Annotated in this window: 15 protein-coding genes; 5 read left to right on the plus strand and 10 right to left on the minus strand. The window is 62.5% G+C overall.

Annotation, left to right across the window (positions count from 1 at the left end):
- The first annotated feature begins 11 nt into the window (after positions 1–11).
- Positions 12–992 (plus strand): sialic acid TRAP transporter substrate-binding protein SiaP, encoded by a 981-nt coding sequence (locus tag KKY_RS01195; RefSeq protein WP_014129443.1) that lies wholly within the window; start codon positions 12–14, stop codon positions 990–992.
- 366 nt (positions 993–1358) lie between these two features.
- On the opposite strand, the gene dld is transcribed toward KKY_RS01195, so the two are convergent.
- Positions 1359–3044, minus strand: coding sequence for a D-lactate dehydrogenase (gene dld, locus KKY_RS01200; protein ID WP_014129444.1), 1686 nt, complete (start codon positions 3042–3044; stop codon positions 1359–1361).
- Between the two features lie 265 nt (positions 3045–3309).
- On the opposite strand from dld, the gene KKY_RS01205 reads away from it, so the two are divergent.
- Positions 3310–3516 carry a cold-shock protein gene (locus KKY_RS01205; RefSeq protein ID WP_014129445.1) on the plus strand — a complete coding sequence of 69 codons (207 nt, stop codon included), beginning with the start codon at positions 3310–3312 and terminating at the stop codon, positions 3514–3516.
- A gap of 70 nt (positions 3517–3586) precedes the next feature.
- Entirely contained in the window at positions 3587–3817 is a 231-nt protein-coding gene (locus tag KKY_RS01210; RefSeq protein ID WP_014129446.1) for a hypothetical protein, read from the plus strand.
- 180 nt (positions 3818–3997) lie between these two features.
- On the opposite strand, the gene KKY_RS01215 is transcribed toward KKY_RS01210, so the two are convergent.
- From KKY_RS01215 to KKY_RS01230, 4 genes are all read right to left on the minus strand, one after another.
- Positions 3998–4276 carry a hypothetical protein gene (locus KKY_RS01215; protein ID WP_014129447.1) on the minus strand — a complete coding sequence of 93 codons (279 nt, stop codon included), beginning with the start codon at positions 4274–4276 and terminating at the stop codon, positions 3998–4000.
- A gap of 600 nt (positions 4277–4876) precedes the next feature.
- On the minus strand, positions 4877–6082 hold the full coding sequence (gene pcaF, locus KKY_RS01220) for a 3-oxoadipyl-CoA thiolase (RefSeq protein WP_014129449.1): 1206 nt from the start codon (positions 6080–6082) through the stop codon (positions 4877–4879).
- Between the two features lies 1 nt (position 6083).
- On the minus strand, positions 6084–6863 hold the full coding sequence (locus KKY_RS01225; protein ID WP_014129450.1) for a CoA-transferase subunit beta: 780 nt from the start codon (positions 6861–6863) through the stop codon (positions 6084–6086).
- A gap of 2 nt (positions 6864–6865) precedes the next feature.
- Positions 6866–7711, minus strand: a complete 846-nt coding sequence (locus KKY_RS01230) for a CoA transferase subunit A (RefSeq protein ID WP_014129451.1) — start codon at positions 7709–7711, stop codon at positions 6866–6868.
- A 113-nt stretch (positions 7712–7824) separates the two neighbouring features.
- Here KKY_RS01230 and pcaQ point away from each other — a divergent pair, with 113 nt between their 5' ends.
- Entirely contained in the window at positions 7825–8742 is a 918-nt protein-coding gene (gene pcaQ / locus KKY_RS01235) for a pca operon transcription factor PcaQ (protein ID WP_014129453.1), read from the plus strand.
- 2 nt (positions 8743–8744) lie between these two features.
- On the opposite strand, the gene KKY_RS01240 is transcribed toward pcaQ, so the two are convergent.
- Together KKY_RS01240 and KKY_RS01245 are read right to left on the minus strand one after the other, a co-directional pair.
- Positions 8745–9161 carry a VOC family protein gene (locus tag KKY_RS01240; protein ID WP_014129454.1) on the minus strand — a complete coding sequence of 139 codons (417 nt, stop codon included), beginning with the start codon at positions 9159–9161 and terminating at the stop codon, positions 8745–8747.
- Positions 9162–9185: 24 nt separating this feature from the next.
- Positions 9186–9785 carry a DUF2062 domain-containing protein gene (locus KKY_RS01245; RefSeq protein WP_014129455.1) on the minus strand — a complete coding sequence of 200 codons (600 nt, stop codon included), beginning with the start codon at positions 9783–9785 and terminating at the stop codon, positions 9186–9188.
- A gap of 213 nt (positions 9786–9998) precedes the next feature.
- Here KKY_RS01245 and KKY_RS01250 point away from each other — a divergent pair, with 213 nt between their 5' ends.
- The gene (locus tag KKY_RS01250; protein WP_014129456.1) at positions 9999–11501 is read left to right on the plus strand and encodes an inorganic phosphate transporter; all 1503 of its coding nucleotides are present in this window, start codon (positions 9999–10001) and stop codon (positions 11499–11501) included.
- Between the two features lie 127 nt (positions 11502–11628).
- Here KKY_RS01250 and KKY_RS01255 read toward each other — a convergent pair whose 3' ends face one another.
- The 3 genes from KKY_RS01255 to KKY_RS01265 are packed head-to-tail and all read right to left on the minus strand — an operon-like array spanning position 11629 to position 12666.
- On the minus strand, positions 11629–12120 hold the full coding sequence (locus tag KKY_RS01255; protein WP_014129457.1) for an NUDIX hydrolase: 492 nt from the start codon (positions 12118–12120) through the stop codon (positions 11629–11631).
- Positions 12121–12173: 53 nt separating this feature from the next.
- Positions 12174–12416 carry a type II toxin-antitoxin system BrnA family antitoxin gene (gene brnA, locus KKY_RS01260; RefSeq protein ID WP_014129458.1) on the minus strand — a complete coding sequence of 81 codons (243 nt, stop codon included), beginning with the start codon at positions 12414–12416 and terminating at the stop codon, positions 12174–12176.
- Complete coding sequence (locus KKY_RS01265; RefSeq protein WP_014129459.1) at positions 12403–12666, minus strand: BrnT family toxin; 264 nt, start codon at positions 12664–12666, stop codon at positions 12403–12405. Before KKY_RS01265 ends, brnA begins: the two co-directional genes overlap by 14 nt.
- Positions 12667–12770: the final 104 nt, after the last annotated feature.

A 12770-nucleotide genomic window follows, 5' to 3' on the forward strand; every position in this document is an offset into this window, starting at 1 on the left:
GGAACCCCAAAATGACAATCCGCACCAAAGTCCTTTCGGCATTGGCCGTTCTGGCGCTTGCGACGCCCGCAACCGCCATGGCGCAGGAGCCGATTGCCCTGCGCTTTTCCGATTCCACGACCGCGGACGCTCCGCGCTCGGTGGCGCTCACCGACATCTTTGCCGAACGGCTGGGCGATGATTTCGAGTTCCAGCCCTATTTCTCCTCGACGCTGATCCCCCAGGGCTCCGAGATCGTCGCCATCCAGCGCGGCAATCTCGAAATGTCGCTGCTTCCGCCGTCCGATTTTGCCAAACAGGTCCCGGCTTTCGACATTCTGGGCGCCGCCTATGTCATTCGCGACCCCGAGCACCTTCAGGCTGTTTTTGCCAGCGAGGTCGGTGACCAGTTCCGCCAGATGGCCCGCGACGAAATGGGCCTCGAAATTCTCGGCATCGCCTATTACGGCGCCCGTCACGTCAATCTGCGCGGAGACAGGGAGGTGATGACCCCCGAGGACCTCAACGGTGTCCGGCTGCGCATGCCGGGCGGGGAAAGCTGGCAGTTCCTGGGCAGCGCCATTGGGGCCAACCCCACCCCGATGGATTATGCCGAGGTCTATACCGGTCTTCAGACCGGGGCCATCGACGGCCAGGACAACCCGCTGCCCAACAATCAGCTCATGAAATTCCACGAGGTGACCGACCAGATCGTCCTCACCGGCCACAATATGGGCTTTGGCATGCTCATCATCAACGCAGACCTGTTCGCTTCGCTGACCCCCGAGCAGCAGCAGACCATGCGCGATGCAGCGACCGAGGCCTTTGAATGGTCCAACCAGCAATATATCGATCAGGAAGCTGAGCTTGTGTCTTTCTTCCAGCAAGAGGGCCTCAATGTCTATGAGCCCGATCTTGAGGCGTTCAAGGTCTATGCGCAGGAGCAATACCTTGCCTCCCCGCTTTCGCAGGCCTGGCCCGAAGGCATGCTCGAGCGCATCAACGCGCTTTAGGCTCTTTTAGGTCTTCACGGAAGCAAGACATGTGCGGACTTCACCTCTCCTCCTAAGGGAGAGGTGAGCAGACTTCCGATTCGGTGAAACCCTGAACCGCTCCAGGCCGAATCGACATTCAGTTATTGGTGCTCCAAATAGGGTTGTCGATTGTGGAAGTCCCGCTGGACCCCGGGAACAAGCCCCGGGGTGACAAGGAGGGGGGCATGGAGACGGCATTGCTTCAAACCCACCATGTCATTCCGGTACTTGTTGCCGGAATCCAGCGCGGCGCCAACCCAAAACGCCTGAATTTCGATTGATCCTAAAGCATGACGCGGCCCGAGACGATTACGGCCCCGCGGCAAAAGCTGCGGGGCTTTTCGTTTAGGCCCACTGCTTCTTCTTGCTCGTCTTGCCGATGCCGGGGTTGAAGCTGTTCGTGGGGTCGAGCGTCTTATAGAAATCCTCCAGCGCCGGCTTGGCCGCGTAAAGGTGCCCCACATTGTGTTCGGCGGGATATTCCGCTCCCCGCGTATCGAGCAGGGCCAGCAGCTTTTCCTTGATCGCTGGGACGTCGGCGCCCTTCTTGATCATGTAATCCTGATGCATGACGTGGCAGAAAAAATGCCCGCACAGCACCTTGTATTCGATCTGGGCTTCAAGCTCGGCGGGCAGTTCGGGCAGCCAGTCGATTTCGTTGCGCGGCAGCGCCACGTCGAGCGCCAGAATGTCCTCCACCTCGTGGGAATGGGTAGCGCGATAACGCACCGCTGCACCCCCGAACGCAAAGCGGTGCAGGAACGCATCGGTGCCCTCCTGCGGCGTGCATTCGAAATAATCCCCGTTCGCCGAGGGAAAAATGCTCTCAAGATAGGCCCGCGCTTCGGCTATGCCCTCTCCGCCCATGCGGATCATCAGATGATGCTCGAACCGGTCGCGATATTCGTTCATCCGCCTGGGCAGATGTTCGGGCAACAGCCCGGTTATCGCCTGAACCACCCGGTCGGAGATCGCGCCGCCGAGCCCGAGCTTTTCAGTGATCCCGTCCACCCAGCTTTTGGCCGCGAACGCCGTCGGTATCCGGTCGGTGCCGAACCGCTTGATGATGAGGAAAGTGTCCTTGCCGAATTTCTGGGTCAGCGTGTAGCCGTCGCGATGCAGATATTCCCCGGCAATGGGCAAATGGGTAAACCGGCTCAACATGTGCCGCCGGATCGTATTGAGTTCGAGCGGATCGTTCGATCCGATGTAGAAAACCTGCGTATCGGCGTCCGCCGCAAACGTGTCGAGCCGCAAAGCGAACACCGCCAGCTTGCCCGCGCTGCCCGATGCCTCGAACAGTTTGCGCGGGTCGGCGTTGAACCGGGCCGGGGTATCGGCCTCGATGTCGCGCACATGGATATGGTAGTCGTGGTCGGAGGCGCGCCGGTTGCCCTCGGGCGCCACATCGGCCTCCGAATATTGACCCGTGTCGAGCCGTGAAAGGATGGTTTCGGCCCCTTCGCCGAGGTCGACCCCGAGATGGTTGACCAGTCTCAGCGTCCCGGTTTCATCCACCTGCGCGTAAAGCGCCAGCTCGGTATAGGCCGGGCCGCGCTGGATCAGCGACCCGCCCGAATTGTTGCACACCCCGCCGGTCACCGATGCCCCAATGCAGCTCGACCCGATCACCGAATGGGGCTCGCGCCCAATGGGGCGCAGCGTCTTTTCGAGCTTGTCGAGCGTCGCGCCGGGCAGGGCGATCACCTGGCTGCCGCCCGAGATCAGATCGATCCGCGAAATCCGCATCGTGTTGATGATGACGATAGGCCGGTCATAGCCCTCGCCATAGGGCGTCGACCCTCCGGTAATTCCGGTATTGGCCGCCTGGACGATGACGATCACGCCCGCTTCCACACACGCCTTGAGCGCCCTCCATTGCTCAACCAGCGTGCCCGGACGCACGACGGCCAGCACCTGCCCGTCGCCATAGCGATATCCCTTCCGGTAGCGCCGCGTGGCGCGGTCGCCCACCAGCACATGGCGCGGGCCGACGATGGAACGGAAAGTGGAAACAAGCTGTTCGGTCATGGGCGGTCCCTTACTGTCTCGGGGCGGGACCATAACGTCGTTGACGGGGAATGGAAGAGGCCCGTGCGGGGGGCGGCGCTTGCCTGCATGCCACATTTGCTATAGTGTAATTTTATCACGTTGGATGCTCTTGGCTACCTGATCGCCCGGTTCGCCGGATACTTGGATATCCTCAATTGCTAGACGTTGAGCCGCAAATCCCCAAAGGATTTGGGCGGCCTTGGCGCATGTCGCGTCGGGTCCACTGCCACTGAAAGGATCCATGATGATCTCGGGCAAGGTAAAGTTCTTCAATGCGACCAAGGGCTTCGGCTTCATTCAGCCCGATCAGGGCGGCGAAGATGCATTCGTGCACATTTCCGCTGTCGAGCGCGCCGGAATGGCGACGCTGGTCGAAGGTCAGGCTGTGAGCTACGAGCTCGAAAGCGGCCGCGACGGACGCAAGTCGGCCATCAACATCCAGGCCGCCTAATACGATTATGGGCCGTCTTTCGAGCGCATGCTCAAGAGGCGGCCCTTATTAAATCTCAGGAGATATCTCAATGGAAGCTCCGCCCAAGGTGAGCCCGCAGCGCAAATATGCCGAGATGGAAGCGCGCCAGAAAGAGGCGCTGCGCCAGGAAGAAATCGCACTGGACGCGACCCGCGCCAAGACCGAGCGCCTCAAGGCCCTGCGGCTCGAAAAAGAGCGCCAGGACGCCATCGAAAAGGCCGCCAAAAAGGCTGCCCCCAGGAAAAAAGCCGCTGTCCGTCGCAAGACGACGACAGCCTGAGACCATTCGGTGGGGCGGGACAGGACCGTGATCCCCCACCTGTCACCCCGGCCTTGAGCCGGGGCCCAGTACACTCAGCGTCCGAGACAGAACCGCCAACTCTGCCGGTTACTGGATCTCGGGTCTTCGCCCGGGATGACGCCGTGGGACAGGCTCACGTCCAGCCGCGAGCTGACCGCCTTAATCGTTGAACGGTTCGATAAGGATCGCGTCGCGGTCCGCCTTGCGGTGCAGCGGGTAGGCCCTGTCGCCGTACAGTTTCTGCAGGTCGCGGGGCGAATAGCTGCGCCCGTCAACGATCATGCGCGCGCCGTGAAGGCTCACGGGCGGCACTTCCTCGAGCGCAAATCGGATGGCTTTCGCAGCGCTCGGGAATCGTCGCGATCCCTGCTCAAGCGCAGTCCGCCAGTCGCGGCCCAGATAAAGGGACGCTTCGGCGTTGAAATCTATGGTTTTCATGTGTCTTTCTGGCCGCCACTGGACGGCCTGGTCTATGCAGTGGCGCCACGATTATCGGGCAGCCTTGCTACGGTTTTATGATTGTCTGGAATGGCTCGGAAAAAGGCGCTGCCATCAGCGCGTTTCCAGCAAAAGCGACATCACTCTTGCGATTGCGCGGCGAAAATCAAATCGCGCACCATCGAGCCTGCACACCATGTATGCGTTCGCCGCCGGATTTGCAAGGCGGACGCAATATATCTGCTTGTCGGGTGAATAAAGGACGAGGCCCCCTCACCCGTCGCTCCGCGCCGACCTCTCCCCCAAAGGGAGAGGTGTTTCGCGGCGAAAGCGGCATTTCTTACCTCTCCCTTGGGGGAGAGGTCGGATGGCGCAGCCAGCGGGGTGAGGGGGCCTTGCCCAACATCGGACGCTCAAGGCCCCTCACCGGCCTGCCGGCCACCCTCTCCCCAGAGGGGCGAGGGTTCATATTGCGGGCAGCGCTGAAGATAAACAGCCGGGTTAGGAGAGCCACAGCGTGACTCCCTCGCCCCTCTGGGGAGAGGGCTGGGGTGAGGGGCCTTGCTCTAGCCCCATCTTCGCGGGTGTCGCAGCCGCAGCCTAAACCGCCTCCAGCGCCGCCGCGATGCCCTGGCCCACGCCGATACACATGGTCACCAGCGCGCGCTTCTTGCCCGAAAGGCTCAGCTCCAGCGCCGCCGTCCCGGCAATCCGCGCGCCCGACATGCCCAGCGGATGCCCCAGAGCAATCGCCCCGCCATTGGGGTTCACAAAGTCCGCGTCCTCGGCAATCCCGAGCCCGCGCAACACCGCAATCCCCTGGCTGGCAAACGCCTCGTTGAGTTCGACGAGGTCGAAATCCTCAGCGCCCAGCCCCAGCCGCGCCATCAGCTTTTGCGAAGCGGGCAGGGGGCCGATGCCCATGACGCGGGGCGGAACCCCGGCCGTCGCGCCGCCCACGATCCGCGCGATCGGCGTCAGCCCATATTTTTTCACCGCTTCTTCAGACGCGATGATCAGCGCCGCCGCCCCGTCATTGACACCCGATGCGTTGCCCGCCGTCACCGTGCCGCCCTCTTTCTTGAACGGCGTTGGCAGCTTGGCCAGCGTTTCCAGCGTCGTGGCGCGCGGATGCTCGTCGGTGTCCACGACAACCGGATCGCCCTTGCGCTGAGGAATGGTCACCGCAACGATTTCTTTCGCCAGCCGCCCGTTCTCCTGCGCGGCAGCCGCCTTGTTCTGGCTGCGCACTGCAAAGGCGTCCTGATCCTCTCGCGAAATCTTGTAGTCCTCGGCCACGTTCTCGCCGGTCTCGGGCATGGAATCCACGCCATATTGCGCCTTCATCGCCGGATTGACGAAGCGCCAGCCGATCGTCGTGTCGTAAATCTCCGCATTGCGCGAAAACGCAGTCTCGGCCTTGGGCATGACGAACGGTGCCCGGCTCATCGATTCCGTGCCGCCGGCGATCATCAAATCCGCTTCGCCCGCCTTGATGGCCCGCGCCGCCGTCAGCACCGCATCGAGCCCCGATCCGCACAACCGGTTGATGGTCGTGCCGGTCACTGTCACCGGCAGCCCGGCCAGCAGCAGGCTCATGCGCGCCACGTTGCGGTTGTCTTCGCCCGCCTGGTTGGCATTGCCGAAGATCACGTCCTCGACAGCCTCGAAATCGACCGACGGGTTGCGCTCGACCAGCGTTTTGAGCACCAGCGCCCCCAGATCGTCGGGCCGCACTTTGCTGAGCGCCCCGCCGAACCGCCCGATGGGCGTGCGGATATAATCGCAGATAAAAGCCTCAGCCATTTTACGCTGCCTTTCCGCCCGCATGGGCGCGCTTGGTGCGTTCGTTGAGATCGCGCAGGGTCGAAAGCTCGATCTCGCTCGGGGCAGGGGTCACTTCGAGATCGTCGGCGAATTTCACCGTCCAGCCGCAGGTCTCCTGCACCATTTCGCGGGTCACCCCCTCGTGCAGCGAAACCACTGTGAATTCCTTGGTCACCGGGTCGGGCTTCCAGATCGCCAGATCGGTGATCAGCAGCGTCGGCCCCTTGGTCGTAATCCCCAGCCGCTGGCGGTGATCGCCGCCCTCGCCGTGACCGAAGGAAGTGAAAAAGTCGATCTTTTCCACCATCGAGCGCGTCGCCTGCTTGAGCGTGATGTAAATCTCGCCGCACGAGGTCGCGATTTCCGGCGCCCCGCCGCCACCCGGCAGGCGCACCTTGGGGTGGTGGTAATCGCCGATTACCGTGGTGTTGATATTACCGAACTTGTCGATCTGCGCCGCGCCCAAAAACCCGACGGTAATCTTGCCGCCCTGCAGCCAGTAGCGAAACATTTCCGGCACTGCGACGGTCGAAACCGCCGTTTCGCACAATTCGCCATCGCCGATCGAAAGCGGCAGAACGTCGGGCGCCGTGCCGATGGTTCCGCTCTCATAGATCAGCGTGATATCGGGCGCATGGGTCAGCCGCGCCACGTTGCACGCCGCAGACGGCGCGCCGATGCCCACGAAACAGACGTCTTTGGAAGACAGCGCCCGCGATGCGGCAATTGTCATCATTTCGGTTGGGGTAACATCGCTCATGGTCAAAGCCCCTTCACACGTTCGGCGAACGCTTCCGGCGTCGCGTTCAAGACATTCTCGTCCATCCATTTGGCAAACAATTCGCGGTCGGCTGAAATCTCGTTCCAGGCCAGATAGGCCGCATTGTCGCGCGCGTAATAGCCATGGGTGTAGGAGGGGTGCGCCCCGCCCTTGACCTTGGCGATCGCCGTCACCGTCCAGTGCGGCAGGATAGTGAGGTTGGGGTGCATGCCGGCAAAATCGGGCACGATCTCTTCGACAGTCACCACGACCTTTTTCGCCGCCAGCGCCACTTCCTTTTGCACCCCGACAATGCCTTCGATCAGAACGTCGCCCTTTTCATTGGCCTTCTGGGCATGGATGAAGGCAACGTCCGGGTTGTGTGCCGGCACCGTCGCCAATTCTTCTCCCGTATAGGGGCAGGTGATCGATTTGATGTCGGGATTGACCTTGGGCAGGTCGGCGCCCTTGTAGCCGCGGAATACGGCGCAGGGCAGGCCCGCGGCGCCCGCGGCATAGGCGTTCGCCATGGCCGCATGCGAATGCTCGACGGTCTCTATAGCGCGCGGATACTGGTTCTCGATGGCGTCACGCATGCGGCGCAACAGGCCCACGCCCGGATTGCCCGCATAGGAAAAGATCACCTTTTTCGCCATGCCCATGCCGATCATCTGGTCGTAGATGATGTCGGGCGTCATGCGGATAAGGGTCAGGTCCTTGAACCCCTGCCGGATCGCTTCATGGCCCGCCGCATGCGGGATCAGATGCGTAAACCCTTCAAAAGCGACGGTATCGCCATCCCTAAGGTTCTCGCGCACCGCCTGCTCGAGCGGCATGATTTTGCTCATTGGTCTCCACCCCGGAAAACAGTTCTATAACCGATAGCGTAATAAACACTGGCCGAGCGTTGCCGTAAAATGATAAATAAGGGGAAATATATAACCATATAGAATGTATCGGTGTGCCGAACCTCGACCCCCGCATAAAGCTCCGCCATCTTTCCTGCTTTGTCGAAACCGACAGGCATGGCGGCGTTGTGCCCGCCGCCGAGGCGTTGGGGCTGTCCCAGCCCGCCATTTCCAAATCGCTGGCCGAACTCGAAGACATTCTTGGCGTTGCCCTGTTCGATCGCTCCCGCCGCAAGCTGGCGCTCACCGAATACGGTGCCCAGTTCCTGCGCTATGCCAATGCCGCCATCGCGGCGCTTCGCCAGGGTGTTGAATCCGTGTCGCTCGCCAGCCATGCCGATGCCGTGGTGCGGCTCGGCGCGCTGCCCACCGTGGAGGTCGAAGTCGTGCCGCGCGCCGTGGCGCGTTTTGCCATGGGCCCGCTCGCCGCCCGCCTGCATGTGGAAAGCGGCCCCAGCCCGCACCTTCTGGGCCTGCTGCGCGCCGGCGCCATCGATCTTGTCGTTGGCCGCATGCCCGCGCCCGATGTCATGGCCGGGCTCAGTTTCGAGCATCTTTATTCCGAACCGCTGGTTCTCGCCGTCCGCCCCGACCACCCGCTGCTTGAAGAGCCCGAACCCTCCTTGCGCATGGTCGAACCGTTCCCCGCGCTCGTCCCGCCGCGCGGCGCCATCATCCGCCAGACCGTCGAAACAGTGCTCCTCGCCGCCGGGATCACCCACCTGCCGCGCGAGATCGAAACGGTGTCGAACTCGTTTGGCCGCGCCTATGCGCTTTTGAGCGATGCCGTATGGTTCATCTCCCGCTCGGTGGTCGCCGCCGACCTGCAGAGCGGCGCGCTGGCCGCTCTCGATGTCGATATGTCCGCCAGCTACGGCGCCATCGGCATCACCACCCGCGCCGGCGCCGAACTCGACCTGCCCACAGCCGCCTTCATTGCCGCAGTCCGCGAGGTGGTCAGCCGACGATAAGACTATTTGGCAAACACGCCGGCGAAGTCTGCAAAGCCTTTGACCTCGATCGGATTGCCCGATGGGTCGGTAAAAAACATCGTCCGCTGTTCGCCCGGTTCGCCCTCGAACCGCACAACCGGTGGAATGTCGAACGCTATCCCGGCGTCCTCGAGGCGCGTGGCCAGCGCTTTCCAGTCATCGAGCGGCAGGACCACGCCCAGATGCGGCATCATCACCATGTGATCGCCCACCTTGCCGGTGCGGGTCGTTTTGAACGGGTCGCCCAGATGCAGGGAGATCTGATGCCCGAAAAAATCGAAATCGACCCAGGTTTCGGTTGAGCGCCCTTCGGCGCATCCCAGCACCCCGCCGTAAAATCGCCGCGCCGCATCCAGGTCGGTCACGTGATAGGCCAGGTGAAAAACCGATTGAGCCATTATGCTCCCCCCTCTTCTTGAAAATCAGCCCCGCACCGCGTTGCGCGGCGAGGTCTGGCTCTGCCGGGCCCGCCGCCGCTCCAGCCGTGCCTTGCGCGCGCGCTGGAACCCGCTCACCAGCCCGCGCACGATGACGTAAAAAAACACCCAGCAGAAAATGGCCACCGGCAGGGCGCCTATCATCATGGTCTGGAACAGCGGCAGGATGGCGCCCAGGTCGAGCGAGAAAAATCCGCCTGAAAGCGCCGTGGTGTCGGAATGGCGCATCACCGCCGCCGGGTCGTCGGGAAACAGTGCGGCGCGGATCGTCGAGCCGAACTGGAACGAGAGCGAGAAAAACAGCGGAAAGGTGATGGGATTGCCCCACGCCGTGCCGATCGCTGCTGCCAGCATGTTACCCCGCGTCACGAATGCAAGCACGAACCCCAGGAAAAAATGCAGTCCGATCAGCGGAAACACCGACACGGCAGCGCCCGAGGCGACGCCCGCCGCAATGGCGTGCGGGCTTGCCGTCAGCCGCAATACGCGCTTTTGCAGATAGGTGAAATAGCGCCTGATCCCCATCCGGGGCCAGACGGCATTCCGCATCCGCGAGCGCCAGTCTTTCTTGCGCCTGTTGTCCATTAACGCCGATTGTCCTTCATATCGGGAACAAAGGGTAACCCTGAATGGGGTGCCACGGCCAGACATTTGCGAAGGGGTGTGGCGGTTTTGCGCATACGCGGTAAAACAGACCTCAACGGGCGCCTTTTATGACGAAATCGTCACAATCGCTGTGGCCAAGCCGCTTCATGTTCGCTATGGCCAGAACGATCCGACAAGCCTTCCAGGAGCCCCATGTCCAAGTCAGCCATCGACAAGGATTTAAAGCGCGTCCGGCAATTGCGTGAAGCCACCGAGGACAGCTCGCGTGCCATGGCCGCTCCGGGCATTGCGCTTGTCTTCCTGCTCGCCGCCCTCGTCTGGGCCAGTTTCGCCGTTGCGTCGGGCCCCCTGAGCTATCTCGTCATCATCGCCACGGTCATCGCTGCCTATATGGCGCTCAATATCGGCGCCAATGACGTCGCCAACAATATGGGCCCGGCGGTGGGGTCCAAGGCGCTCACCATGACCGGCGCCCTGGCCATCGCCGCCATCTGTGAGGCGGCAGGCGCGCTTCTGGCCGGTGGCGACGTGGTCTCCACCATCTCGCGCGACATCATCGTGCCCGGCGCCCATATCGATGGCACCGCTTTCATCATGGTCATGATGGCTGCGCTCTTGTCCTCGGCGCTCTGGGTCAATCTCGCCACCATCATCGGCGCGCCGGTGTCCACCACCCATGCGGTGGTCGGCGGCGTGGTCGGGGCGGGGGTGGCCGCGGCCGGGTTTTCCGCCATCATCTGGCCCACCATCGCCAAGATCGCAGCAAGCTGGGTCATTTCCCCGCTCATGGGCGGCCTGCTCGCCGCCGTTCTGCTCACGGTCATCAATTTCACCATTCTGCGCCAGAAGGAAAAGGTGCTTTCCGCGCGCATATGGGTGCCGGTTCTGGTTGGCGTGATGATCGGCATCTTCGCCATGTACATGTCCATGAAGGGTCTTTCCCGCGTCTGGAAGCCACAGGGCCATATCGTGCTGTTGATCGGTCTTGTTGCCGGCGGTCTGGGCTGGCTCGCCGCCCAGCCGTGGGTGCGGGCGCGGACCGAGGGCATGGACAACACCAACAAGCAGGTTGGAACGCTGTTTCGCCTGCCCCTGATCTTTGCGACCGCGCTCCTGTCCTTCGCCCACGGTGCCAATGACGTCGCCAACGCCGTCGGCCCGCTTGCCGCCATCGTCTCGGCAGTGCAGAACGGCGATGTCGGAGGGTCGGTGGCCCTGCCCATCTGGGTGCTGGCCATCGGCGCGCTGGGGCTGGCGCTCGGGCTGGCGCTGTTCGGCCCGCGCCTCATCCGCACGGTGGGCGAAAAGATCACCAAGCTCAATGAAATCCGCGGCTATTGCGTCGCGCTTTCGGCGGCCGCGACGGTTCTGGTCGCCTCGGCACTGGGCCTGCCGGTTTCCTCCACCCATATCGCGGTGGGCGCCGTGTTCGGGGTGGGGTTCCTGCGTGAAGGGTTTTCCAATCAGGGCATCCGCAACAAGGCCGTCAGCCCCGAAGGCGTCTTCCTGCGCACCGACCACCTCAACAAGACCGCCGAGGAAGCCGTCGCCAATTACCAGAAACGCCAGCGGCGCTATCTGGTCCGCCGCCAGCACGCCTTCTCCATCGGCGCCGCCTGGGTCATCACCGTCCCCGCCGCCGCATTGCTCGCCGCAGGGATTTTCTGGGGCATGGTGCTTCTGTTCGGGCTCTAGTCTAGCCCGTCATGCCTGCAGCGGTGCGCGCCGTGAGACAGAACCGGACGAGCGCAGCGAGGCCCCGGCCAACTTTTTGGCCGCGCCGTCGCAGGCGCAGCGGAAGGCATAGGGCGGCCTTAGCCCGTCATGCCTGCAGCGGTGCGCGCCGTGAGACAGAACGAGACGTTTCCCTCTGCGCCAGCGCCAGGGCGACATCGGCCAGCCCGTCATGGGTTATCAGCCGCTTGGCCTCGGGCAGAACCGCCCAGTGACGATAGCGCTGGCCCATTTCCTTCCAGTCCTCGCGCTGATCGGTGACCAGCAGCGGAAACATCTTGACCTCGATGGGCTGGGGCCGTTCCTCGGTCACCGGGAGAAAATACGAGCCGATCGGTGTGGTCTCGATCTCGCCCACCACGCCCGCTTCCTCATAGGCTTCGAGCTCGGCGCTTTCCCAGGGCGTCTTGCCCTCCATCTGCCGGCCCTTTGGGAAGATCCACTTCCCCCGCCCGCGCGAGGTGATGAGCAGCACCACCAATTGCCCGTCCACCATCCTGTAGGGCAGCGCGCCGAATTGCGGCCCCACCGGCTCGGCGGGGGGCTTGGCAAAAAAGCGGGACCAAAGGCGCATGGGCATCAAGGCGACTCCATCCGGAAGAATCTGAATCTAGGCTGATTTGGCCGGAGAGGTCAAAGCTTCGGATTGCCGTCGACCGGATGTTCGAGCTTTTGCGCAATCCACATCTTGATAAGCGATTGGCGGGTAACGCCGAGCCGTTTGGCCTGCCGGTCCAGCCCCTCCACGACCCACGCGGGAAAATCGACATTGACCCGGCGCGATTCGAGATTGGGACGGCGCGCCCGCGCAAAATCGAGGGCGCCCTCTATATCCTCGCCGGCTTCGAACTTGGTGTCGAATTCAGAGGCTTTCATAATATGCGATCTCCTGATCTCGGGCACGGCGCACCGATATGATGCGAACGGCCGCGCCCCGATATGTGATGACTGCCGCCCAGTGCCGGTCGCCGATTTTCCCGATGACCAGAAATCGAGGTTCATCGGTGGTGCGGGCCGGAATTTCCAGCGCCAACTCGTCCGCCCACAGTGCTTGCGCGGCTTCGAAATCGATTCCGTGCTTTTCCAGGTTGGCAGCACTCTGGGCCGGATCGTATTCGAAAATCATGGCTAAAAATAGTATAGAAATTATACTTGTTCAATATGGCGCAGACAGAGTTTGCGTTGGCGGCGACTCTCACTAGATTGGCGAAGATGGCATCCGCCACCTCG

The organism is Pelagibacterium halotolerans B2 (assembly GCF_000230555.1).
Taxonomy (GTDB): Bacteria; Pseudomonadota; Alphaproteobacteria; order Rhizobiales; family Devosiaceae; genus Pelagibacterium; species Pelagibacterium halotolerans.

Bases quoted from the DNA above. Each gene is read 5' to 3' on its own strand.
- brnA (WP_014129458.1), bottom strand. From the start codon at position 12,416: ATGAAAGCCTCTGAATTCGACACCAAGTTCGAAGCCGGCGAGGATATA.
- KKY_RS01215 (WP_014129447.1), bottom strand. From the start codon at position 4,276: ATGAAAACCATAGATTTCAACGCCGAAGCGTCCCTTTATCTGGGCCGC.
- KKY_RS01230 (WP_014129451.1), bottom strand. From the start codon at position 7,711: ATGAGCAAAATCATGCCGCTCGAGCAGGCGGTGCGCGAGAACCTTAGG.
- KKY_RS01210 (WP_014129446.1), top strand. From the start codon at position 3,587: ATGGAAGCTCCGCCCAAGGTGAGCCCGCAGCGCAAATATGCCGAGATG.
- KKY_RS01240 (WP_014129454.1), bottom strand. From the start codon at position 9,161: ATGGCTCAATCGGTTTTTCACCTGGCCTATCACGTGACCGACCTGGAT.
- KKY_RS01245 (WP_014129455.1), bottom strand. From the start codon at position 9,785: ATGGACAACAGGCGCAAGAAAGACTGGCGCTCGCGGATGCGGAATGCC.
- KKY_RS01205 (WP_014129445.1), top strand. From the start codon at position 3,310: ATGATCTCGGGCAAGGTAAAGTTCTTCAATGCGACCAAGGGCTTCGGC.
- KKY_RS01195 (WP_014129443.1), top strand. From the start codon at position 12: ATGACAATCCGCACCAAAGTCCTTTCGGCATTGGCCGTTCTGGCGCTT.
- pcaF (WP_014129449.1), bottom strand. From the start codon at position 6,082: ATGGCTGAGGCTTTTATCTGCGATTATATCCGCACGCCCATCGGGCGG.
- KKY_RS01250 (WP_014129456.1), top strand. From the start codon at position 9,999: ATGTCCAAGTCAGCCATCGACAAGGATTTAAAGCGCGTCCGGCAATTG.
- KKY_RS01255 (WP_014129457.1), bottom strand. From the start codon at position 12,120: ATGCCCATGCGCCTTTGGTCCCGCTTTTTTGCCAAGCCCCCCGCCGAG.
- KKY_RS01265 (WP_014129459.1), bottom strand. From the start codon at position 12,666: ATGATTTTCGAATACGATCCGGCCCAGAGTGCTGCCAACCTGGAAAAG.
- dld (WP_014129444.1), bottom strand. From the start codon at position 3,044: ATGACCGAACAGCTTGTTTCCACTTTCCGTTCCATCGTCGGCCCGCGC.
- KKY_RS01225 (WP_014129450.1), bottom strand. From the start codon at position 6,863: ATGAGCGATGTTACCCCAACCGAAATGATGACAATTGCCGCATCGCGG.